This is a genomic window from Pseudaminobacter sp. Soil_N_29 (assembly GCF_057656055.1).
The window spans coordinates 39,847-61,729 of record NZ_JBDGLC010000002.1 but is presented as its reverse complement, the minus strand read 5'-3'; the positions used below and the strand labels follow the sequence as shown (position 1 = coordinate 61,729).

Here is a 21,883-nt window from a genome sequence, read left to right as displayed (position 1 = left end):
GAGGGCGGGGGTCACCGGTCACAGATACAGGATAAAGAGCATAATGACGCCAGGAATTCGCCCGCTGGTCGCCGGCAACTGGAAGATGAACGGAACGAGCGCCTCGCTGGGCGAGTTGCGCGCCATTGCCGAAGGCCTGGGGCAGGGGCTGGACGCCTTTGCCGACGCACTGGTCTGCGTGCCGGCAACGCTCATCTCTCGCGCCGCCGAGGTGGTGGCGGGCACGCCCGTGGGCGTAGGCGGCGAGGACTGTCATCCCAAGGAAAGCGGCGCTCATACGGGCGACATCTCGGCCGAGATGCTGAAGGACGCCGGCGCCACTCATGTCATAGTGGGCCACTCCGAGCGCCGTACCGATCACGGCGAGAGCGATGCGCTGGTTCATGCCAAGGCGGAAGCGGCCTGGCGCGCGGGGCTCGTGGCCATCATCTGCATCGGCGAGACCAAGGACGAGCGCGAAAGCGGCGCGACGCTGGACATTCTGTCGCGCCAGATCGAGGGTTCGGTGCCTGGCGCCGCAACTGCCGCCAACGCGATCATCGCCTATGAACCCGTCTGGGCGATCGGCACCGGCCTCACGCCTACCGTCGCCGACGTTGCCGAGGCGCACGCCCACATCCGCTCACGGCTGACGGCGCGTCTGGGTGCGGCGGCTGGCTCGGTGCGCATCCTCTATGGCGGCTCCGTCAAGCCCTCAAACGCAGTCGAACTGCTGGCGGTCGGCAATGTCGATGGCGCGCTGGTCGGCGGCGCCAGCCTCAAGGCAGTCGACTTCCTCGGCATCGCCGAAGCATATCGCTCGCTCTGACACCGAGCGTCAGAACACTTTGCAATGCCGGTTTCGCATCCCATATTCGCTCTCGGACTTGGAAATGCCGCGAAACCGTTGTATTGAGCCGCCTCCAATGCCGCGGACGCGACCGCGCCCGTAAATCCGCCAGCTTCAGGTGAAGTCATGCAAACCATTATCATCGTCATTCATCTGATGATCGTTCTCGCGCTCGTCGGCGTCGTGCTTCTGCAGCGTTCCGAAGGCGGCGGGCTCGGCATCGGCGGCGGCTCCGGCTTCATGACCGCCCGCGGTGCCGCCAACGCGCTCACCCGCGCCACGGCCATCCTGGCAGCTGGCTTCTTCGCCACCTCGCTGATCCTTTCGATCCTCGCACGCTACGGCGAGCGTCCGATCGACATTCTGGACCGCGTGCCGGTTACGCAGGGCGGCACTTCCGGCGGCGGCGTGCTCAACCAGCTTGGCGGCGCGCCCGAGGCGCCCGCGCAGACCGCTCCGGCAGAGAGCGGCACTGCTCCTGCGCCCGCCGAGCAGCCGGCCGCGCCGCAGGTCCCCAATCAGTAACGGATTAGCCCGGAATAGGCCTCCGCGGGGCTCTTGAAGCCCGGCGGAGGCTTTTGTTTTGCGCCTCCAGCAACGAGCCGTCCGACAACTGTGGTCATTTGATCACAGTTTGGGTGAATGGGGTTTTGTCCTCGGAAAACACCCTAAGGCGGAGAATCGGTCCCTTGAGATTTTTCGGGTTTATTGCTTATAAACCCGACAGCGGTAGCCTGCGCTTTGGCGTAGTATGATGCTCTGCCGCACAGTTTTTATCAGGATCGCAAACAATGCATATTCGCAGCCTACTATTCCTGGGCATCTGCGCTTCCCTTGGCCTGTCCGCTTCGGCCTACGCCGAAACCCCGCCGCAGAAGACCTATCTTTTCCCCAAGACCGTCAAGGCCGCCGAGGTCGATGCCAAGCAGGAGAAGCTTCCGATCAAGAAGCCCAATGGCAAGCAGCAGGCCAAGAAGGACGAGAAGAAAGCCAAGCAGGACTTGATTACGACAGGCGCTGTGCTTGCCGATCCGCTCTCGATCGCGCGGGAAGGCAATAGTGGCGAATTGCGTAGCGCGGAGCACGGCAAGCCGCAGGGCGGCTTCCTGGCGCTTCTTTTCGGCGGCGAGGCTTCCTCGCCCAGCATGCTGCCGCAGACCCGCGCGCTGGATGCGGTGCTCGAAAAGCGCCAGTCCCAGAAGAAATTTCAGGTGAGGTCGGAGTTCGAGCCGCAGACGGTTCCGTTCTCCGGCTATGAGCGCGGCACCATTGTGATCGACACCAGGGCGCGCTACCTCTATCTGGTCGAAACCTCCAGCACTGCACGCCGCTATGCGATCGCGGTCGGCCGCGAGGGGCTCGAGTTCAAGGGCACCGCCAAGGTCGGCGACAAGCAGGAATGGCCGCGCTGGATCCCCACACAGGATATGCAGAAGCGTGAGCCGCAAAAATACGGTCAGTACAAAGACGGCATGAATGGCGGCCCCGACAATCCGCTCGGCGCCCGTGCCATCTACCTCTATCAGGGCCGGAACGACACACATATCCGCATTCACGGCACCAACCAGCCGCAGACCATCGGCACCAACTCGTCCAATGGCTGCTTCCGCATGGTCAACGATCACGTGATCGACCTCTACAATCGCGTCAAGATGGGCACGGAAGTCGTCGTTCTCTGATCGATAGGGCATCATAAAAAGGGCCGGCCCTGCCGGCCCTTTTTGTTTGGGCGCCTGGCGCCCAAAAAAATCATTGCCGGGAAAATGCGCCCTGCGCGGATTTTTCACTGGCGGAATCAATCCTACAGCGATAAGCGATGACTCCCATGGCGCGATACGTATTCATCACTGGCGGCGTGGTTTCTTCCCTCGGAAAAGGCATAGCCGCGGCAGCACTCGGTGCTCTCTTGCAGGCACGCGGTTACCGCGTGCGCATCCGTAAACTCGATCCCTATCTGAATGTGGATCCCGGCACGATGTCGCCGTATCAGCACGGCGAGGTGTTCGTGACCGATGACGGGGCCGAAACCGACCTCGACCTCGGCCATTACGAGCGCTTCACTGGCCGCTCGGCCAACCAGAGCGACAGCATCACCACCGGCCGCATCTACAAGAACATCATCGAGCGCGAGCGGCGCGGCGACTATCTGGGCGCGACCGTCCAGGTCATTCCGCACGTCACCGACGAGATCAAGAATTTCATCCTGGCCGGAAACGACGATTTCGATTTCGTCCTGTGCGAGATCGGCGGCACGGTGGGCGACATCGAGGCGATGCCGTTCCTGGAAGCCATTCGCCAGCTCGGCAACGACCTGCCGCGCAACAATGCGGTCTATGTCCATCTGACCCTGATGCCGTATATCCCGACTGCCGGCGAACTGAAGACCAAGCCGACCCAGCATTCCGTCAAGGAGCTGCGCTCGATCGGCATCGCCCCGGACATCCTGCTGGTGCGTGCCGACCGGGCAATCCCCAAGGAAGAGCGCAGGAAGCTTTCGCTGTTCTGCAATGTGCGCGAATCGGCAGTCATCCAGGCTCTGGACGTCGGCCACATCTACGATGTGCCGCTGGCCTATCACAACGAAGGGCTGGATTCGGAAGTCCTGGCCGCGTTCGGCATCGACCCCGCGCCCAAGCCGCGTCTCGAGCAGTGGCAGCATGTCTCCCAGCTCATCCACAACCCCGAGGGCGAAGTCACCATCGCGGTGGTCGGCAAATATACCGGCCTCAAGGACGCCTATAAATCGCTCATCGAGGCGCTGTCCCATGGCGGCCTGGCCAATCGGGTCAAGGTCAAGCTGGACTGGATCGAGGCCGAGATCTTCGAGAAGGAAGACCCGGTGCCCTGGCTGGAAAAGGTGCACGGCATCCTGGTTCCGGGCGGCTTCGGCGAACGCGGCGCGGAAGGCAAGATCCTGGCCGCCAAGTTCGCCCGTGAGCACAAGGTGCCATATTTCGGCATCTGCTTTGGCATGCAGATGGCCTGCATCGAGGCGGCGCGTTCGCTTGCCGGCGTTCAGAAGGCCTCTTCGACCGAGTTCGGCCCCACCAGCGAGCCTGTCGTCGGCCTGATGACCGAGTGGCTGAAGGGCAACATGCTCGAGAAGCGCCAGGCGGCCGGCGATATGGGCGGCACCATGCGTCTCGGCGCATATGAGTCTCATCTCGCCGCGGGCTCGAAGATCGCCGAAATCTACGGCGACACCATTATCCACGAGCGCCATCGCCACCGCTATGAGGTCAACGTCGACTACAAGGAACGGCTGGAAGAGTGCGGTCTGGTGTTCGCCGGCATGTCGCCCGACGGCGTCCTGCCCGAGACGGTCGAGTATCCGGACCATCCGTGGTTCATCGGCGTGCAATATCACCCCGAGCTCAAGAGCCGCCCGCTCGATCCGCATCCGCTGTTTGCAAGCTTCATCGAGGCGGCGGTAGAGCAGAGCCGGCTCGTCTAGCCGCCGCGTCGCCGGACGCGAAGGCGGGTCAAGAAGCCCGGAAGAAAAAAGCTCGGCCCGAAAATCGGCAGCGATTTCGGGCCGAGCCTTTTTCATGCGGTATCACGAATGAGCGGAGGCGTTGGCGGCCCACTGAGAGCGGCGGGCGAACACTGCAGCGTCGCCCGCCCATCAACTACGGCTGGTGCCGGGTTATGCCCTGGCCGCCACGCGGCCGGCGCCGCGCCTCGCCATGCGAAGGGCGTAGTAGATAACCCCGGCGATGGCGACGCCGAAGAACCAGCCATAGACACCCCACCATTCCGGCAGCCAGTTGGTGAAGTTGGGCAGGATCGACGAGAACAGCGCGCCGATGGCGGCGGCGATGAAGGCGTTGACGTGCCAGCCGGCCTGGAAGCGGAATTCCCCGTTCTCGCGATAGAGATCGGCCACATTCATCTCGCCCTTCCGGATGAGATAGTAATCCACCATCATCACCCCGAAGATCGGGCCCATGGTGGCGCCGATGATGCCGACGAAGACCGCCGCACCGCTTTCCCATGGCGCGAATGGATAGAGAGCCAATGCGATCAGGGCAGCGATGTAGCCACCCTTCTTGAAGTCGATCTGTCTGGGAAAGACGTTGGAGAAGTCGAAGGCAGGCGAGACGAAGTTTGCGACCACGTTGATGCCGAGCGTGGCGACCGCGAAGGTGAGGGCGGCCAGCAGGGCCAGGAAGTAGCTGTCGAACTTGGCCGAAATCTGGTCGGGGTGCAGCAGCACCTCGCCATAGACGTCATAGGCCGCGATCGTGGTGACGCCCGCGACCAGCGAGAACAGGATCAGGTTGACCGGCAGGCCCCATATGTTTCCCTTGCGCACCGCCGCCTGGTTTGGGGCATAGCGCGAGAAGTCGCAGAAATTCAGGTAGAGCGCGGAGAAATAGGTCACCCAGATCGCGGCCGCGGCTGCCAGCGCCGGCACCGAGCCCGGCAGGCCCGGAACACCCGCATCCTTGGTCTTCTCCAGCAGCACGTCCATGGGAATGTCGCTGGTGACGGCGAAGCTGCCGGCCTTCCAGCACAGATAGACGGCAAGGATCAGCATCATGATCCAGACAGCCGGTCCCGCCCAGTCCTGGAAGCGCCGGACGGTTTCCATGCCACGCTGGATGATCAGCAACTGCAGCGCCCACACCACAAGGAAACACACGACCTCGAGCCCTGAGTGGCCGAGCACATGCACATCCTGGTGAAAGCTCGCAAACCACTCGGTGCGGATCAGCAGCGCCACAATGGCACCCGATGCCGCCGCGGTCTGCGCGCCGTACCAGAAGCAGGCCACAATCGCTCGCACCAGGGCCGGGATGTTGGCGCCCCATATTCCGAACGACGCGCGCGCCAGCACTGGGAACGGCACGCCGGTTTTCACGCCGGCATTGCCGATCAGGTTCATGAGCACATAGATGATCAGCGAGCCGATGCCGATGGCGATGAGAAAGTTTACGAAGCTGCCGCAGAAGAGAAACAGGCTGGCGGCTAGATAATAGCCCCACAGGCTGTGAACGTCCGATGTCCAGACGTTGAATATGCTGAACGCTCCCCAGTTGCGCACTTTCGCCGGGGCCAGATCCTCGTTGTAAAGAGATGGCGATGCGTCGGTAATGCTCATTTGGTCTTCTCCCCAAGACTCAGTCAGGCATTTGCGCGATCGCCGAAAGCTAGGCCTGTGGGTGGGCGATGTCCATCGTTTCGAATGTGAGGCGGTGGACGAACACGTGCCCTATGCACGCGCTTTTGACGGCGCTCCAGCCGACACATCGTTCACCATTTGACACCTAATTCCCCCGCTATCGTTCACATATCTACACTCCATCGGCGCTGCACCGCAGCTGACCGAAAGGTTTGAAAAGAGACTATTGGAGAATTGAAATGAACAAGACCATTCTTGCCGTCGCAGCCATCCTGCTCGCTTCGGGTACCGCTTTTGCCAACGAGCGCCAAGGGGATGCCGCGCCGGCCGTGGTCGTCAATCAAGACGCCGGTGCCGCTTCCACGGCCGCGTCCGTGCCTCTGCCGCGCCAAGGCGATGCGGTTCCGGCCTCGTCGGTTGGCCATGCACCCAGCTCCGCCAACTACGGCTCCAGCGCATCGATCGGCGCCTATGCTGGCCGTCAGGTCGGCAACAGCCCCCGCTTGCTCGACCGCGGCAACTGAGCGCTGGTCAACTAATCTGGTCGTTAGGGGCGGCGGGCTTCGGCCTTGCCGCCCTTGCCATGCCTGGCGATCAGATGCGCTGCATGAAGGCGATTGCGCCTTGCGGTGCATGCACCTTTCCGGAGGTGATGAAATAGACGAACACGTCGCGCGGCTTCACCGGTGCGTCATAGGCGGGGTCCGCGCGTGGCAAGTCGTCGGGCACGCGGCCTTGCGCCCAGACCTTCGCGCGGGCCGCCCACTCGTCCAGCGCCTTGGGGGCATAGCAGGTCGCAATGTCGTCCGAGCCGGTCTGCAGCCGTGCATAGACGAAGTCTCCGGTAATGTCGGCGATGGCCGGGTAGGTGGCGTGGTCGGCATAGACTACGGGCACATTGTATTTGCGCGCCAACGCCACGAATTCGGGTACGACGAATGAGGGGTGGCGCACTTCAACTGTGTGGCGCAGCGCCACGCCGTCCTGTTTTTCCGGCAGCAGCTTCAGAAAGGCCTCGAAGTCGTCATGATCGAATTTCTTGGTCGGCGCGAACTGCCACAGGATCGGCCCGAGCTTTTCGCCCAGCGCCACAATGCCTGAGCCCAGGAAGCGCATCATGGATTCGCCTGCTTCTCCGAGCACGCGGCGATTGGTGACGAAGCGGTTGCCCTTCAGCGAATAGACGAAGCCGTCCGGCGCCTCGCTGGCCCATTTGACGAGGGTCGGTTCCTTGAAGCTCGAATAATAGGTGCCATTGACCTCGATGGTCGGCACCTGGCGGCTGGCATATTGGAGTTGCTTCGCCTTGGGCAGCTTTTCAGGATAGAAGGAGGTGTCCCAGGGCTCGAAAGTCCAGCCTCCCATGCCTGCGCGAATGGTCCCCGACTTGGTCATACGCTCCTCCACCTCAACTCGAAAAATCTAAGCTTATGCAATAGACCTGGCACCGCGCCCCCTACGCGGCCGGGGGGCTTGCCGCTCGGCCGAGTTGCGTCACCGTTTCCGGCAGCCGGTCGAAGTATCGGAAACACCGAACCGGCTTTCGATTGAAACGATGCCGCTCTCGTCCATCACTCCGCAGCTTCGCGTTTTCCCTTCGGCCGCCGTTCCAGCAGCTCCTTCAGGAACTGGCCGGTGTAGCTGCGCGGCTCGGCAATGATGTCCTCGGGCGTGCCGGCAGCCACGAGTTCACCGCCGCCGTCGCCGCCTTCGGGCCCGAGGTCGAGGATCCAGTCGGCGGTCTTGATGACCTCGAGATTGTGCTCGATCACCACCACCGTGTTGCCCTGTTCGACCAGTTCGTGCAGCACTTCGAGCAACTTGGCCACGTCGTGGAAGTGCAGGCCGGTCGTCGGCTCGTCGAGGATGTAGAGTGTCTTGCCGGTTGCCTTGCGCGACAGCTCCTTGGCGAGTTTTATCCTCTGCGCTTCGCCGCCCGAAAGCGTCGTCGCCTGCTGGCCAACATGGATGTAGCCGAGGCCCACCTTCGCCAGCGTCTCCAGCTTGTCACGCACCGCAGGCACGGCCGAGAAGAACTCGACGCCTTCCTCCACCGTCATCTCCAGCACGTCGGCGATCGACTTGCCCTTGAAGGTGACGTCCAGCGTTTCGCGGTTGTAGCGCTTGCCGTGGCAGACGTCGCAGGTGACGTAGACGTCGGGCAGGAAGTGCATCTCGATCTTGATGACGCCGTCGCCCTGGCAGGCCTCGCAGCGGCCGCCCTTCACGTTGAAGGAGAAGCGGCCGGGCTGGTAGCCGCGCGCCTTGGCTTCCGGCAGGCCCGCGAACCAGTCGCGGATCGGCGTGAAGGCGCCGGTATAGGTCGCCGGGTTCGAGCGCGGCGTGCGGCCGATGGGCGACTGGTCGATGTCGATCACCTTGTCGAGGAACTCCAATCCCTCGATGCGGTCGTGCTCGGCTGGGTGCTCGCGCGAGCCCATGATGCGCCGCGACGCGGCCTTGAACAGCGTCTCGATCAGGAAGGTCGACTTGCCGCCGCCCGAAACGCCGGTGACGGCGGTGAAGGTGCCGAGCGGTATCTCGGCGGTGACATTCTTCAGGTTGTTGCCGCGCGCGCCCACCACCTTGATGCGCCGACCTTTCTTCATCTGCCGCCGCGCCTCTGGCACGTGAACCTCGAGCTCGCCGCTGAGGTACTTGCCGGTGATCGAGTTCGGGTTGTCCATGATCTCGGCCGGCGTACCCTGCGCGATGATCTGTCCGCCATGAATGCCGGCGGCGGGGCCGATGTCGACCACGTAGTCGGCGGTGAGGATCGCGTCCTCGTCATGCTCCACCACGATGACCGTGTTGCCCAGGTCGCGCAGATGCTTGAGCGTATCGAGCAGCCGGTCGTTGTCGCGCTGGTGCAGTCCGATCGACGGTTCGTCGAGCACGTAGAGCACCCCGGTCAGGCCCGAGCCGATCTGCGAGGCCAGGCGGATGCGCTGGCTCTCGCCGCCCGACAGCGTGCCGGAATTGCGCGCCAGCGTCAGATAATCCAGGCCGACATCATTGAGGAAGCGCAGGCGCTCGCGGATCTCCTTGAGGATGCGCACCGCAATCTCGTTCTGCTTGTCATTGAGCTGCGCCGGCAGTTCCTCGAACCAGGAATTCGCCTTGCGGATCGAAAGCTCCGTCACCTGGCCGATGTGCTTGTCACCGACCTTTACCGCCAGCGCCTCCGGTTTCAGGCGATAGCCATTGCAGGCCGGGCAGGGGGTGGCCGACATGAAGCGCTCGATCTCCTCGCGCATCCAGGCCGATTCCGTTTCTTTCCAGCGGCGCTCGAGGTTCGGGATCACGCCCTCGAAGGTCTTGGTCGTCTTGTAGGAGCGCAGGCCGTCGTCATAGTTGAAGGTGATCTCACGGCTGCCAGTGCCGTGCAGAATGGCCTGCCTGGCCTCGTCGCTCAGATCCTTGAACTTGTCGCCCAGCTTGAAGCCATAGACCTTGCCCAGCGCCTCCAGCGTCTGCGCGTAATAGGGCGATGTCGATTTCGCCCACGGGCTCACCGCGCCGTCGCGCAGCGAAACGTTGTCGTCCGGCACCACCAGGTTGGGGTCGATGGCGCGCTGGCTGCCCAGGCCGTCGCAGGTCGGGCAGGCGCCGAACGGGTTGTTGAACGAGAACAGCCGCGGCTCAATCTCGGGAATGGTGAAGCCTGAAACCGGGCAGGCGAACTTTTCCGAGAACAGGATGCGCTCATGCGTCTCGTTGGCCGACTTGTTGGCCGCGCCGCCCTCAGCCGTCTCCTCCGGGGGCAGCGGCTTGTCGGCGAATTCGGCAACCGCAAGGCCGTCGGCCAGCTTCAGCGCCGTTTCCATAGAGTCGGCCAGTCGCGTCGCCAGATCGCCGCGCACCACGATGCGGTCCACGACGACATCGATGTCGTGCTTGTACTTCTTGTCCAGCGCGGGCACGTCGGCAATCTCGTAGAAGGCGCCATCCACCTTGACGCGCTGAAAACCCTTCTTCTGCAGTTCCGCCAGTTCCTTGCGGTATTCGCCTTTGCGGCCGCGCACCAAGGGTGCCAGGATGTAGAGCCGGGTGCCCTCGTCAAGCGCCAGCACGCGGTCCACCATCTGGCTCACTGTCTGGCTTTCGATCGGCAGCCCGGTCGCCGGCGAATAAGGCACGCCCACGCGCGCGAACAACAGGCGCATGTAGTCGTAGATTTCGGTGACGGTGCCGACCGTCGAGCGCGGGTTGCGCGAGGTCGTCTTCTGCTCGATGGAAATGGCCGGCGACAGGCCGTCGATCTGGTCGACGTCCGGCTTCTGCATCATCTCGAGGAACTGCCGCGCATAGGCCGACAGGCTTTCCACATAGCGCCGCTGGCCTTCCGCATAGATCGTGTCGAAAGCCAGCGAAGACTTGCCCGAGCCCGACAGGCCGGTCATCACGATCAGCGAGTCGCGGGGCAGGTCGAGATCGACGTTCTTGAGGTTGTGTTCGCGCGCGCCGCGAATGGAGAGGAATTTGTGCTCGGCCATGCCGGGTCGCCGCCTCGATTTCAAAATGTTACCTGGCTTGGCTGGTATGACCGGCCAAACCCGTCATGTAGGTATTCTCTCAACTGTGTCGAGGGATGCCTAAAGCTCCTCAAGCCGGGGTTTAGCCGCCTTTGGGCGCATGCGGCAAGTGAAAAGAACAAAGGTCGAACGCTCTGCTGACATTTCACCGTCGGTAGTAGTCGTTCGGGATAACAATTTTCCCTGCCGGAATTTGCGCATTGACCCGATGGCACGGCGGGCGCACAATGACGCTGTCATCTGCGGCTGAGCAAGTTGCTCTTCGCTGCCAAAGGGCGGTTTGCGAGACGCCACAAACCTGCGAACGGAAGTCGTGGAGACGTTGGAGCAAGCGACTCAGGAGGGAGGCATGATCCCACCGGACAGTCTCAAATGGCTCCCCTTGATGGAGCCGCAGCGGGTCTGACAACCCGAAGGTACCCGGCACGTCGGCCTCTGTAATCAAGAAAAATAAGCTGAAACACCAGTCGGATCGTCGGCTGAAGGCCGCGAAGCATCCGAAAAAGCCGGTGAAATACTCCCGGCAAGTCAGGCAGATATGCCAGCAGGGCCTCGCGCGCTCCTGATTGAGAGCGGCGAGGCCGCTTTATGTCAGTCCTATGGAACAGCTCGGTCGGCAGACACGCTTTCTCACTCCAAGGCGCTTGAAATTTGCGGAAAGCCCATATAGAACAAAAATAGAACAAAACATTTGTGGACATTGTTCGATTTTCGCAGCCGCAGGCGCCCGGCGCGGCCGCGATCGGATAGGATGCGCGGGCAATTCGGTGCAGTAGAGTTAGGACGAGCGCGGGAGCGGTGTTATGGCGGGTAGCGTCAACAAGGTCATTCTGGTCGGCAATCTCGGCGCGGACCCTGAAATTCGCCGGCTGAATTCCGGTGATCCGGTCGTGAACCTTCGCATCGCGACCTCCGAATCCTGGCGCGACAAGAGCTCGGGCGAGCGCAAGGAAAAGACCGAGTGGCACAGCGTCGTGATCTTCAACGACAATCTCGCCAAGGTCGCCGAGCAGTATCTGAAAAAGGGCATGAAGGTCTATGTCGAGGGTCAGTTGCAGACCCGCAAATGGCAGGACCAGAACGGCAATGAGCGCTACACCACCGAGGTGGTGCTGCAGAAATTCCGCGGCGAGCTGCAGATGCTCGACGCGCGCGGGCAGGGCGGTGAGGGCGGCCAGGTCGGTTATGGCGGCGGGCGCGGCGGTTCCGATTTCGGCCAGTCCGGCCCGAACGACGATTATGGTCGCGGCGGCGGTGGCTTCGGTGGCGGCCGCAGCGGCGGCGGAACCGGCGGTGGTGGTGGCGGTGGCTCGCGCGATTTCGACGACGAGATCCCGTTTTAAGCTACCGCTTCAGCCGTGCATTCGGCCGGTTATCAATCAAAAAGGGCAGCCCATCGGCTGCCCTTTTCGTTGGTAGCTCCTCGGCCTTATGCCCATCCATCAGGCGCCGAGGGAACACGCTGTGCTCCGAGCCTGCAATGTGAAATCCCGTCGCCGACGGCTACATAGCCGCCAGAGCCTTGATGCCGTCGGCCACGAACTGCACGGCAAGCGCCGCCAGGATCACGCCCAGCAAACGCGTCAGGATCGACCGTCCGGTCTGCCCAAGCAGGCTGTCGATGCGCTCAGCCAGGAAAAAGACCAGATAGGTCAGCACGAGGCTGGCAAAGATAATGCCGACCAGCGCCGCCTGCGCGGCCCAGCCCTGGAACGAGCCGGAAAGCAGCACCGTGGCAGAAATCGCACCCGGCCCGGCAATCAGCGGTATGGCCAGCGGGAAGGCTGCGATGTTGTGGATGTGGTCTCGCGTGATCGCCACGTCCGAAATCTTCTCCTTCCGGTCCTGCCGCTTCTCGAAGACCATCTCGAAGGCGATGAAGAAGAGCAGGAAGCCGCCCGCCACCCGGAAGGCCGGCAGCGTGATGCCGAACACCGACAGGATCGCTGCGCCGGCAATGGCGAACAGCGCCAGAACCCCGAAACCGATCACACTGGCGCGGATCGAGACCTGCCGACGCTCGTGCCGCGTCATGCCGCGCGTCACCGCAAGAAAGATCGGCGCCAGCCCCGGCGGGTCGATGGTGACGAGGATCGTCAAGAAGGCATTGAAAACGTTCTCGAAATTCAGCATCCATCACCCTCCGGGATGCAGGCTAGCCTGCCGCCGTCGTCTGCGCCAGTCCCGTTTTGCGGCGGCTGCACGGCATCTTGGACAAACCTTGCCCTGTTTTCCCGCCATGGTGTCGCACGCTTTGCAATTTCTTGTATCTTCTTGAAATCGCGATGTAAAACAGTTCTGGAAAAGCCAGGGACGCGTTGGAGAATTCCAATCCGTTCCTATATAAGGGAGAAGTGATTCCCAACGACTCAGTGATCTAATTTGACCGAACAGAAAATACCGGGTGGACCCGGCGGCCCCTCCGACATCGAGCCTGTCTCGATTATCGAGGAGATGCAGCGTTCATATCTCGACTATGCGATGAGCGTCATCGTCAGTCGTGCGCTTCCGGACGTCCGTGACGGTTTGAAGCCGGTTCACCGGCGCATTCTCTACGCCTCCCATGAGAGCGGCTACCACTGGAACCGCAAATATGTGAAGTCGGCGCGCCCGGTTGCCGACGTCATGGGTAAGTATCACCCGCACGGCGACGCCTCGATCTACGACGCCTTGGTCCGCATGGCGCAGGACTGGTCGATGCGCGTGCCGATGATCGACGGGCAGGGCAATTTCGGCTCGATCGACGGCGATCCCCCGGCAGCGATGCGTTATACCGAGTCGCGCCTCACCAAGGTCGCGCACGAACTGCTCGAGGACATCGACAAGGAAACGGTCGATTTCCAGGACACCTACGACGCCTCAGGCAGGGAGCCGCGTGTCCTTCCGGCCCGCTTCCCCAACCTGCTGGTCAACGGCTCGGGCGGCATCGCCGTCGGCATGGCCACCAACATTCCGCCGCACAACCTCATCGAGGTCTGCAACGGCGCCATCGCCATCATCGAAAATCCGGCTATCGATCTGCCGTCGCTGATGGAAATCGTGCCCGGTCCGGATTTCCCGACCGGCGGTATCGTGCTCGGCCGGTCCGGCATCTATAACGCCTATTCCAGCGGCCGCGGCTCCATCGTCATGCGCGGGCGCGTGCATATCGAGGAGATCCGCAACGACCGGGAAGCCATCGTCATCACCGAGGTTCCCTATCAGGTGAACAAGGCGACGATGATCGAGAAGATGGCCGAACTGGTGCGCGAAAAGCGCATCGAGGGCATCTCCGACATTCGCGACGAGTCCGACCGCCAGGGCTACCGCGTCGTGATCGAACTCAAGCGCGACGCCAACGCCGAGGTCATCCTCAACCAGCTCTATCGCTTCACCCCGCTGCAGACCTCCTTCGGCGCCAACATGGTGGCGCTGAACGGCGGCAAGCCGGAAGTGATGACGCTGGTCGACATGCTGAAGGCCTTCGTCAGCTTCCGCGAGGAGGTGATCAGCCGTCGTACCAAGTACCTGCTGCGCAAGGCGCGCGAGCGCGCCCACGTCCTGGTGGGCCTGGCAATCGCGGTTGCCAATATCGACGAGGTCATCAAGCTCATCCGCCACGCGCCCGATCCGCATACGGCGCGCGAACAGTTGATGGAGCGTCGCTGGCCCGCGGCCGATGTCGAGGCGCTGATCCACCTCATCGACGATCCACGCCACCGCATCAACGAAGACGGCACCTACAACCTGTCCGAGGAGCAGGCGCGCGCCATCCTCGAACTGCGCCTGCAGCGCCTTACCGCGCTCGGCCGCGACGAAATCGCGGATGAGTTGAACACAATCGGCGCCGAGATCACCAATTATCTCGACATCCTGTCGTCTCGCGCGCGCATCCAGCAGATCGTCAAGGACGAGCTTGCCCTGGTTCGCGACGAATTCGGCACGCCGCGCCGCACGGAGCTGTCGGAAGGCGGCGCCGACATGGAGGACGAGGACCTCATCCCGCGCGAGGACATGGTCGTCACCGTCAGTCATTCCGGCTACATCAAGCGCGTGCCGCTTTCGCTCTATCGGGCGCAGCGCCGCGGCGGCAAGGGCCGCTCGGGCATGTCGACCAAGGACGAGGATTTCGTCACGCGGCTGTTCGTGGTCAATACGCACACGCCGGTGCTGTTCTTCTCCTCGCGCGGCATCGTCTACAAGGAAAAGGTCTGGCGCCTGCCCGTCGGTAATCCGCAATCGCGCGGCAAGGCGTTGATCAACATGCTGCCGCTGGAGCAGGGCGAACGCATCACCACCATCATGCCCCTGCCTGAAGACGAGTCGAGCTGGGGCGACCTCGATGTGATGTTCGCCACCACGCGCGGCACGGTGCGCCGCAACAAACTGTCGGACTTCGTGCAGGTCAACCGCAACGGCAAGATCGCCATGAAACTCGAGGAGGAGGGCGACGAAATTCTCGGCGTCGAGACCTGCACCGAGTTCGACGACGTGCTGCTGACAGCTGCTTCGGGCCAGTGCATCCGCTTCCCCGTCAGCGACGTACGCGTCTTCCAGAGTCGCAACTCGGTCGGCGTGCGCGGCATTTCTATGCCGGAGACCGATCGCGCGATCTCCATGACCATCCTGCACCACGTCGACGCCACACCGGCCGAGCGCGCGGCCTATCTCAAGCAGTCGGTTGCCGAACGCAAGCTGGCGACGGGCGAGGACGAGGAGATCGCGCTCACCAACGAGGACATCGGCGAGGAGACCAGCCTTTCGGCCGAGCGTTATGAAGAGCTGAAGGCGCGCGAGGAGTTCGTGCTGACCGTCACCGAATATGGCTACGGCAAGCGCTCGTCGTCCTACGATTTCCGCCTCACCGGCCGTGGCGGCAAGGGCATCCGCGCCACCGACGTCTCCAAGACCGCCGAGATCGGCCAACTCGTTGCCGCCTTCCCGGTGGGCAACGACGACCAGATCATGCTGGTGTCGGACGGTGGCCAGGTCATCCGCGTGCCGGTCGATGGCATCCGCATCGCCAGCCGCGCCACCAAGGGCGTCACCATCTTCAACACCGCCGAAGACGAGAAGGTCGTCTCCGTCGAGCGGATTTCCGAGCCTCAGGGCGAGGGCGAGGATGAGGAAGGTGAAGCGTCAAACGGTTCGTCGGAAGCTTCGGCGAACGAGGGCGGCGAGACGAATTGAGGAAATCTTTGCCGGAAGTCGTGTGCTTCCGGCATTGGCCGCCTCGTCAGGGCGACGAGGCGGGGTTGATGGGTCAGTGCGGACCGAAGGGCTTCGAACGCACCTTCACCTTCTGCTCCTGATGCCGGAGGCGCTGCGTTTCCTGGTGAAGTGCGAACGCAGTTGCAATCAGCATCGCGACGGTCATTGCGGTAGCAAGCACATAGATCATCATCGTCGTGGTCTCCTGGCCCTGCAATGCTGATGTGGCGATTTGGTTGCATCCGTTCCACCCGGACACTATTCGCTTCGACTTGAACTTGTTGTGATCGCGGCCTTTATCTGTGGTTCATGCTTGTCCGCCGGCAATTGCCTTTGACCGAAGCCCTCGCTAGAAAACTGCCATGACAGAGCGCATCGCCATTTACGCCGGGTCGTTCGACCCTCTCACCAACGGCCATCTCGAGGTGCTCAGGGCGTCGCTGGCCGTGGCCGACACCATCTATGCCGCCATTGGCATCCACCCGGCCAAGAAACCGCTGTTCTCCTTCGACGAGCGGGTGGAACTCATCGAGACGGCCGCCTTCGCGGCCTTCGGCGAGGATGCGCGGCGAATCAAGGTCGTCTCCTTCAGCGGCCTGGTCATCGACGCGGCCAGGAAACACAACGCCGCGATCATGATCCGCGGCCTGCGCGACGGCACCGATCTCGACTATGAGATGCAGATGGCCGGCATGAACGAGACCATGGCGCCGGAGCTCCACACGGTGTTCCTGCCGGCCAGCCCTTCGGTGCGCACCATTACCGCCACACTCGTGCGGCAGATAGCTTCCATGGGCGGCGACATTCGCCCCTTCGTGCCGGAGGTCGTCGCCGGCGCCCTGGCCGCCAAATTTGCAAAGTAGGAACGGAGAGCATTTCCATGCAGTTCAGAAGACTTGCCTCGTCTTTCGTCGTCATGGCCAGCCTCGCAGGCGCCTCGCTCCCGGCCTGGGCAGCGGACCCCGACAACACCATGATCATCACGCTGAAGGACGGCGACGTGACCATCGCGCTGCGACCGGACCTGGCGCCCAAGCACGTGGCCCAGATCAAGCAGTTGGTGCGTGACGGCGCCTATGACAACGTCGCCTTCCACCGTGTCATCGAGGGCTTCATGGCCCAGACCGGCGACGTCAAGTTCGGCAACATGGCCAAGGAGTTCAACCCGGACCGCGCGGGCACCGGCGGCTCGGAGTTGCCCAATCTGCCGGCGGAATTTTCTACTGAGCATTTCGTGCGCGGCACGGTCGGCATGGCGCGGGCGCAGAACCCGAATTCCGCCAATTCCCAGTTCTTCATCATGTACGCGGCCAACCCGGGCCTCGACGGCAACTACACCATCGTCGGCAATGTCGAGAGCGGCATGGAATTCGTCGACAAGATAAAAAAGGGTGATCCCGCTGCCAACGGGGTTGTCAGCGAGCCTGATCGCATGATCAAGGTGCGCATCGCCGGCGACGGCAAGTAAAACGGCATCCGAGAAGGAATCTGAACATGGCCGAAATCAAGGATCGCGAAAACGCGCTCATCATGGAGACCACGAAGGGCAGGGTCGTCATCGAACTCTTCCCCGATCTCGCTCCCGGCCATGTCGGCCGCATCAAGGAACTGGCGCGCGAAGGCGCCTATGACGGCGTCGTCTTCCACCGCGTCATCGACGGCTTCATGGCCCAGACCGGCGACGTCAAGTTCGGCAAGTCGGACGGCCCGAACTTCAATCCGGCCCGTGCCGGCATGGGCGGCTCCGACAAGCCGGACCTGAAGGCCGAGTTCTCCAACATGAATCACGGCCGCGGCACCTGCTCGATGGCACGCGCCCAGAACCCGAACTCCGCCAACTCGCAGTTCTTCATCTGCTTCGAGGATGCCGGCTTCCTCAACCGCCAGTACTCGGTCTGGGGCCAGGTCATCGAAGGCATGGAAAACGTCGACAAGATCAAGCGCGGCGAGCCTGTCCAGGACCCGGACAAGATCGTGTCGATGAAGGTCGCGGCCGACGTTCAGGAATAAGGCGCAAGCGGCAGTGGCGGGTATTTTCTGGTCTTTGCTCGGCATCATGGCTGGCGCGTTCATCGCCATCCAGGCGCCGATCAATTCCGAGCTCAGCAAGGGGCTTGGCCTACCCGTCGCAGCCGCCGCTTTCTCCTTCCTGTCGGGCGCAGTCGTGCTCGGCATTGTTTCGGTTGCCGTCACCCGCCTGCAGGGCGTTTCGCTCGACTGGCGGGCGCCGGCGCCGTGGATGTTCGTTGGCGGAGGCCTGCTTGGCGCCGCCTATGTCACCAGCGCCACCATCCTGACGCCGCGCCTCGGCGCGGCAGCGCTGATGGCCTTCCTTGTTGCCGGCCAGCTGCTGGCCGGCATGCTCATCGACCGCGTTGGCTTCCTCGGCGTCGCGGTCCGCGAGATCACCATGGGCCGCGTCGCCGGCGCGGTGCTGCTGCTGGCCGGGGCCTTGATGATCCGCCTGTTCTGATGCGCGTTGACCTTTTCGATTTTCACCTGCCGGAAGAGCGTATTGCTCTTCGCCCGGCCGAGCCGCGTGATTCCGCGCGGCTGTTGTTGGTGCACCCAGGCGAGCCGTTCGAGGATAAGCGCGTTGGCGACCTGCCGTCGCTTCTGCAGCCGGGCGACCTGCTCGTCTTCAACGACACGAAGGTAATCCCCGCACAGTTGAAGGGCGTGCGCCAGCGCGGCGAGGCGATCGCCCATGTCGACGCCACCTTGCACATGCGCGTGGGCCCCGACCGCTGGCGCGCCTTCGTGCGCCCGGGCAAGCGGGTCGCAGAGGGCGACCGCATCCAGTTCGGCCACAGCGCCGAGGCCTGCATGCTCGGCGCGCTCGACGCCACCGTGCTGGAGAAGGGCGAGGCGGGCGAGGTGCTGCTTGCCTTCGACCTGTCCGGCCCAATGCTGGATGAGGCACTTCACGCCGTCGGCCACATTCCGCTGCCACCCTATATCGCGTCAAAGCGGCCCGACGACGCGCGCGACCGCGCCGACTATCAGACCGTCTATGCCCGAGAGGAAGGCGCCGTCGCCGCACCCACCGCCGGGCTGCATTTCACGCCGGAATTGTTCGCCGCGCTGGATGCCCGTGGCATCGAGCGGCGGTTCGTGACGCTCCATGTCGGCGCCGGCACCTTTCTGCCGGTGAAGGCCGACGACACCGCCGATCACAAGATGCATGCCGAGATCGGCCATGTCTCGGCGGAGGTTGCTGCAGCCGTCAACGCCGCGCGTGCCCAGGGGCGCCGCGTCGTCGCGGTCGGCACCACCTCGCTGCGTCTTCTGGAAAGTGCTGCCGCGCCTGATGGCTCCATGTCCGCCTGGTCCGGCGCGACTGAAATCTTCATCACGCCCGGCTACCGCTTCAAGGCGGTCGATGTGCTGATGACCAATTTCCACCTGCCGCGTTCGACGCTGTTCATGCTGGTTTCCGCCTTGAGCGGACTGGAAACCATGCGCGCCGCCTACGCCCATGCTATCGACAGCGGCTATCGTTTCTATTCCTATGGCGATGCCAGCCTGCTGTTCAGGGCCCCCGAATGAGTACCGAGTTTTCCTTCAACATCCTTGCTACGGACGGCAACGCCCGGCGCGGCGAAATCACCATGCCGCGCGGCACCATCCGCACGCCCGCCTTCATGCCGGTCGGCACCGGCGGCACGGTGAAGGCCATGTATATGGACCAGGTGAGGGGCGTCGGCGCCGACATCATCCTGGGCAACACCTATCACCTGATGCTGCGGCCGGGTGCCGAGCGCGTCGCCAAGCTTGGCGGCCTGCATGAATTCGCGCGCTGGCCGCACCCGATCCTGACCGATTCCGGCGGCTTCCAGGTCATGTCGCTGTCCGGCCTGCGCAAGATCACCGAGCAGGGCGTAACCTTCCGCTCGCATATTGATGGCGCGCCCTATGAAATGTCGCCCGAGCGTTCTATCGAAATCCAGGGTCTGCTCGATTCCGACATCCAGATGCAGCTCGACGAATGCACTGCGCTGCCGGCCAAGGAGCGCGAGATCGAGCGGGCGATGGAGCTTTCGCTGCGCTGGGCCGAACGCTGCAAGACCGCTTTCGGCGATCAGCCGGGCAAGGCTATGTTCGGCATCGTGCAAGGTGGCGATATTCCGCATCTGCGCGTGCGCTCGGCCCGAGCACTGTCAGACCTCGGGCTGAAAGGCTATGCCGTAGGCGGCCTGGCGGTGGGCGAGCCGCAGGAAGTCATGCTCGACATGCTCGACATCACCTGTCCCGAGCTGCCGGCCGAAAAGCCACGCTACCTGATGGGCGTCGGCACGCCGGACGACATCATCAAGTCTGTTGCGCGCGGCATCGACATGTTCGACTGCGTCATGCCCACCCGCGCCGGCCGCCACGGCCTGGCCTATACGCGGCGCGGCAAGATCAACCTGCGCAACGCCCGCCACGCGGACGACCACCGCCCGCTCGACGAGGAAAGCGATTGCCCGGCCGCGCGCGACTATTCGCGCGCCTATCTGCACCATCTGGTGCGCTCGCAGGAGTCTCTGGGCGCCATGCTGCTGACCTGGAACAATCTTTCCTACTATCAGCGCCTCATGCAGGACATTCGCGACGCCATCGAGCAGGGCAGGTTCGCGGATCGGACGGCCGAGATTTCCGAAGGCTGGGCGAGGGGAGATATCCCCGTTCTTTGACGACCGGCCCAGGCCGGCCAGCGACCACACCGGGAGGACAAATGGACAGCGAGGAATTTCGGCACTGGTCGCACAAGGCGGCCGATTGGGGCGCGGACTATCGCGAGACGCTGCGCGACCGGCCGGTGAGGGCGCAGACCCAGCCAGGAGAGATCGCGGCGCAAATCGCCGCCGCCCCGCCCGAAGCGGCCGAGCCGATGGAGCAGATTTTCGCCGATTTCGAGCAGAAAATCCTGCCCGGCATGACGCATTGGCAGCACCCGCGCTTCTTCGCCTATTTCCCGGCCAATGCGGCGCCGGTGTCGGTCGTGGCCGAATATCTGGTCACCGTCATGGCCGCGCAATGCATGCTCTGGCAGACTTCGCCGGCAGCCACCGAGCTGGAAACCCGCGTTATCGACTGGCTGCGCCAGGCGCTGGGCCTGCCGGAGGGTTTTTCCGGCGTGATCCAGGACAGCGCCTCCTCCGCCACGCTCGCCGCCGTGCTGACCATGCGCGAGCGCGCGCTGGAATGGCAGGGCAATAAGCAGGGGCTTTCAGGGCAGAACCGGTTGCGCGTCTACGCATCCGATCAGGTGCACACCTCCATCGACCGTGCCATCTGGGTATCCGGCATCGGCGAGGAAAACCTCGTCCGCATTCCGACTGCGGGCGCGTTGCGGTCCATCGATGCGACCGCGCTCGAGGCAGCAATCCTCGCCGACAAGGCGCAAGGCTTCCTGCCCGCCGGCATCATCGCCTGTGTAGGGGGCACGAGTGTCGGCGCGACGGATGATATCGCCGCTGTCGCATCGGTGGCGAAGAAGCATGGCCTCTATCTGCACGTCGATGCGGCCTGGGCCGGCTCGGCGATGATCTGCCCGGAGTTTCGCCGTTTCTGGGCTGGCATCGAAGGCGCGGATTCCATCGTCTTCAACCCGCACAAATGGCTTGGCGCGCAGTTCGACTGTTCGGTGCAGTTCATCCGCGACCCCGATTCCCTCGTCCGCACGCTGGCGATCAAGCCGGAATATCTGAAGACGCACGGCAAGGACGGCGTCATCAACTATTCCGAATGGTCCGTGCCGCTCGGCCGCCGCTTCCGGGCGCTGAAACTGTGGTTCCTGCTGCGCGCACATGGCCTTGAAGGCCTGCGCACCATGATCCGCAACCATGTCGCCTGGGCCGAGGCGCTGGCGGTGCGGCTTGAGGCTGTGCCGGACTTCGAGATCGTCACCCAGCCGATGCTGTCGCTGTTTTCGTTCCGCCATGCGCCAAATGGCGTCGAAGACCTCGACGAGCACAATTTGCGCCTCGTCAACGCCATCAACGACGACGGCCGCATCTACCTCACCCAGACGCGAGTGGACGGCCGTGTCGCCATCCGCTTCCAGGTCGGCCAGTTCGATGCGGCCGAGGCAGATGTTGCGCAAGCCTTCGATGTCATCGCCGAGGTCGCGGCGCGGCTTCATGCCGGGCAGGGGGCGTGACAGGCAAACTTCCGTTGTCTTTCGTTTTGCAATAGTATCCATCGAAACGAAGACTGGAG

At 63.2% G+C, this 21,883-nt stretch carries 19 protein-coding genes; 14 read left to right on the top strand and 5 right to left on the bottom strand.

What is annotated here, in order from left to right; translation table 11 throughout:
- The first annotated feature begins 43 nt into the window (after window positions 1–43).
- The 4 genes from tpiA (at window position 44) to pyrG (ending at window position 4,283) form a co-directional block, all read left to right on the top strand.
- Window positions 44–808 (top strand): triose-phosphate isomerase, encoded by a 765-nt coding sequence (gene tpiA / locus AC3A4H_RS06320; RefSeq protein WP_487765946.1) that lies wholly within the window; start codon window positions 44–46, stop codon window positions 806–808.
- Window positions 809–955: 147 nt separating this feature from the next.
- Window positions 956–1,354 carry a preprotein translocase subunit SecG gene (secG, locus tag AC3A4H_RS06315; protein WP_348776927.1) on the top strand — a complete coding sequence of 133 codons (399 nt, stop codon included), beginning with the start codon at window positions 956–958 and terminating at the stop codon, window positions 1,352–1,354.
- A 266-nt stretch (window positions 1,355–1,620) separates the two neighbouring features.
- Complete coding sequence (locus tag AC3A4H_RS06310) at window positions 1,621–2,508, top strand: L,D-transpeptidase (RefSeq protein WP_487765945.1); 888 nt, start codon at window positions 1,621–1,623, stop codon at window positions 2,506–2,508.
- A 146-nt stretch (window positions 2,509–2,654) separates the two neighbouring features.
- Window positions 2,655–4,283, top strand: coding sequence for a CTP synthase (gene pyrG, locus AC3A4H_RS06305; RefSeq protein WP_487765944.1), 1,629 nt, complete (start codon window positions 2,655–2,657; stop codon window positions 4,281–4,283).
- Window positions 4,284–4,475: 192 nt separating this feature from the next.
- Here pyrG and AC3A4H_RS06300 read toward each other — a convergent pair whose 3' ends face one another.
- Entirely contained in the window at window positions 4,476–5,933 is a 1,458-nt protein-coding gene (locus AC3A4H_RS06300; protein WP_487765943.1) for an NCS1 family nucleobase:cation symporter-1, read from the bottom strand.
- Window positions 5,934–6,193: 260 nt separating this feature from the next.
- Here AC3A4H_RS06300 and AC3A4H_RS06295 point away from each other — a divergent pair, with 260 nt between their 5' ends.
- Window positions 6,194–6,478, top strand: a complete 285-nt coding sequence (locus AC3A4H_RS06295) for a hypothetical protein (RefSeq protein ID WP_487765942.1) — start codon at window positions 6,194–6,196, stop codon at window positions 6,476–6,478.
- A gap of 70 nt (window positions 6,479–6,548) precedes the next feature.
- On the opposite strand, the gene AC3A4H_RS06290 is transcribed toward AC3A4H_RS06295, so the two are convergent.
- Window positions 6,549–7,349 carry a DUF72 domain-containing protein gene (locus AC3A4H_RS06290; RefSeq protein WP_487765941.1) on the bottom strand — a complete coding sequence of 267 codons (801 nt, stop codon included), beginning with the start codon at window positions 7,347–7,349 and terminating at the stop codon, window positions 6,549–6,551.
- Between the two features lie 176 nt (window positions 7,350–7,525).
- A complete protein-coding gene (gene uvrA, locus AC3A4H_RS06285; protein WP_487765940.1) occupies window positions 7,526–10,450 on the bottom strand; it encodes an excinuclease ABC subunit UvrA in 2,925 nt (974 codons plus the stop codon).
- An 842-nt stretch (window positions 10,451–11,292) separates the two neighbouring features.
- Between uvrA and ssb the strand changes: the two genes are divergently transcribed.
- The gene (gene ssb, locus AC3A4H_RS06280) at window positions 11,293–11,832 is read left to right on the top strand and encodes a single-stranded DNA-binding protein (RefSeq protein WP_487765939.1); all 540 of its coding nucleotides are present in this window, start codon (window positions 11,293–11,295) and stop codon (window positions 11,830–11,832) included.
- Window positions 11,833–11,992: 160 nt separating this feature from the next.
- Here ssb and AC3A4H_RS06275 read toward each other — a convergent pair whose 3' ends face one another.
- A complete protein-coding gene (locus AC3A4H_RS06275) occupies window positions 11,993–12,622 on the bottom strand; it encodes a MarC family protein (protein WP_487765938.1) in 630 nt (209 codons plus the stop codon).
- Between the two features lie 249 nt (window positions 12,623–12,871).
- Here AC3A4H_RS06275 and gyrA point away from each other — a divergent pair, with 249 nt between their 5' ends.
- The gene (gyrA, locus tag AC3A4H_RS06270) at window positions 12,872–15,658 is read left to right on the top strand and encodes a DNA gyrase subunit A (RefSeq protein ID WP_487765937.1); all 2,787 of its coding nucleotides are present in this window, start codon (window positions 12,872–12,874) and stop codon (window positions 15,656–15,658) included.
- Window positions 15,659–15,731: 73 nt separating this feature from the next.
- On the opposite strand, the gene AC3A4H_RS06265 is transcribed toward gyrA, so the two are convergent.
- The gene (locus AC3A4H_RS06265) at window positions 15,732–15,872 is read right to left on the bottom strand and encodes a hypothetical protein (protein ID WP_348776913.1); all 141 of its coding nucleotides are present in this window, start codon (window positions 15,870–15,872) and stop codon (window positions 15,732–15,734) included.
- Window positions 15,873–16,041: 169 nt separating this feature from the next.
- Here AC3A4H_RS06265 and coaD point away from each other — a divergent pair, with 169 nt between their 5' ends.
- Genes coaD through AC3A4H_RS06230 form a run of 7 tightly spaced genes read left to right on the top strand, consistent with a single transcriptional unit; the run spans window position 16,042 to window position 21,824 of the window.
- Complete coding sequence (gene coaD / locus AC3A4H_RS06260; RefSeq protein WP_348776912.1) at window positions 16,042–16,542, top strand: pantetheine-phosphate adenylyltransferase; 501 nt, start codon at window positions 16,042–16,044, stop codon at window positions 16,540–16,542.
- 17 nt (window positions 16,543–16,559) lie between these two features.
- Window positions 16,560–17,147, top strand: coding sequence for a peptidylprolyl isomerase (locus AC3A4H_RS06255; protein ID WP_487765936.1), 588 nt, complete (start codon window positions 16,560–16,562; stop codon window positions 17,145–17,147).
- 26 nt (window positions 17,148–17,173) lie between these two features.
- Window positions 17,174–17,689 carry a peptidylprolyl isomerase gene (locus AC3A4H_RS06250; RefSeq protein WP_348776910.1) on the top strand — a complete coding sequence of 172 codons (516 nt, stop codon included), beginning with the start codon at window positions 17,174–17,176 and terminating at the stop codon, window positions 17,687–17,689.
- 13 nt (window positions 17,690–17,702) lie between these two features.
- Entirely contained in the window at window positions 17,703–18,152 is a 450-nt protein-coding gene (locus AC3A4H_RS06245; RefSeq protein WP_487765935.1) for a DMT family transporter, read from the top strand.
- Window positions 18,152–19,228 carry a tRNA preQ1(34) S-adenosylmethionine ribosyltransferase-isomerase QueA gene (queA, locus tag AC3A4H_RS06240; protein ID WP_487765934.1) on the top strand — a complete coding sequence of 359 codons (1,077 nt, stop codon included), beginning with the start codon at window positions 18,152–18,154 and terminating at the stop codon, window positions 19,226–19,228. Before AC3A4H_RS06245 ends, queA begins: the two co-directional genes overlap by 1 nt.
- Window positions 19,225–20,355 carry a tRNA guanosine(34) transglycosylase Tgt gene (tgt, locus tag AC3A4H_RS06235; protein ID WP_348776907.1) on the top strand — a complete coding sequence of 377 codons (1,131 nt, stop codon included), beginning with the start codon at window positions 19,225–19,227 and terminating at the stop codon, window positions 20,353–20,355. Before queA ends, tgt begins: the two co-directional genes overlap by 4 nt.
- A 41-nt stretch (window positions 20,356–20,396) precedes the next feature.
- Window positions 20,397–21,824, top strand: a complete 1,428-nt coding sequence (locus AC3A4H_RS06230) for a pyridoxal phosphate-dependent decarboxylase family protein (RefSeq protein ID WP_487765933.1) — start codon at window positions 20,397–20,399, stop codon at window positions 21,822–21,824.
- Window positions 21,825–21,883: the final 59 nt, after the last annotated feature.

What these genes read in the sequence shown, in the direction of transcription:
- AC3A4H_RS06275 (WP_487765938.1), bottom strand. Translation starts at nt 12,622, where the DNA reads ATGCTGAATTTCGAGAACGTTTTCAATGCCTTCTTGACGATCCTCGTC.
- AC3A4H_RS06265 (WP_348776913.1), bottom strand. Translation starts at nt 15,872, where the DNA reads ATGATGATCTATGTGCTTGCTACCGCAATGACCGTCGCGATGCTGATT.
- AC3A4H_RS06310 (WP_487765945.1), top strand. Translation starts at nt 1,621, where the DNA reads ATGCATATTCGCAGCCTACTATTCCTGGGCATCTGCGCTTCCCTTGGC.
- AC3A4H_RS06290 (WP_487765941.1), bottom strand. Translation starts at nt 7,349, where the DNA reads ATGACCAAGTCGGGGACCATTCGCGCAGGCATGGGAGGCTGGACTTTC.
- tgt (WP_348776907.1), top strand. Translation starts at nt 19,225, where the DNA reads ATGAGTACCGAGTTTTCCTTCAACATCCTTGCTACGGACGGCAACGCC.
- AC3A4H_RS06230 (WP_487765933.1), top strand. Translation starts at nt 20,397, where the DNA reads ATGGACAGCGAGGAATTTCGGCACTGGTCGCACAAGGCGGCCGATTGG.
- tpiA (WP_487765946.1), top strand. Translation starts at nt 44, where the DNA reads ATGACGCCAGGAATTCGCCCGCTGGTCGCCGGCAACTGGAAGATGAAC.
- secG (WP_348776927.1), top strand. Translation starts at nt 956, where the DNA reads ATGCAAACCATTATCATCGTCATTCATCTGATGATCGTTCTCGCGCTC.
- ssb (WP_487765939.1), top strand. Translation starts at nt 11,293, where the DNA reads ATGGCGGGTAGCGTCAACAAGGTCATTCTGGTCGGCAATCTCGGCGCG.
- pyrG (WP_487765944.1), top strand. Translation starts at nt 2,655, where the DNA reads ATGGCGCGATACGTATTCATCACTGGCGGCGTGGTTTCTTCCCTCGGA.
- uvrA (WP_487765940.1), bottom strand. Translation starts at nt 10,450, where the DNA reads ATGGCCGAGCACAAATTCCTCTCCATTCGCGGCGCGCGCGAACACAAC.
- AC3A4H_RS06255 (WP_487765936.1), top strand. Translation starts at nt 16,560, where the DNA reads ATGCAGTTCAGAAGACTTGCCTCGTCTTTCGTCGTCATGGCCAGCCTC.
- coaD (WP_348776912.1), top strand. Translation starts at nt 16,042, where the DNA reads ATGACAGAGCGCATCGCCATTTACGCCGGGTCGTTCGACCCTCTCACC.
- AC3A4H_RS06295 (WP_487765942.1), top strand. Translation starts at nt 6,194, where the DNA reads ATGAACAAGACCATTCTTGCCGTCGCAGCCATCCTGCTCGCTTCGGGT.
- queA (WP_487765934.1), top strand. Translation starts at nt 18,152, where the DNA reads ATGCGCGTTGACCTTTTCGATTTTCACCTGCCGGAAGAGCGTATTGCT.
- AC3A4H_RS06250 (WP_348776910.1), top strand. Translation starts at nt 17,174, where the DNA reads ATGGCCGAAATCAAGGATCGCGAAAACGCGCTCATCATGGAGACCACG.
- AC3A4H_RS06300 (WP_487765943.1), bottom strand. Translation starts at nt 5,933, where the DNA reads ATGAGCATTACCGACGCATCGCCATCTCTTTACAACGAGGATCTGGCC.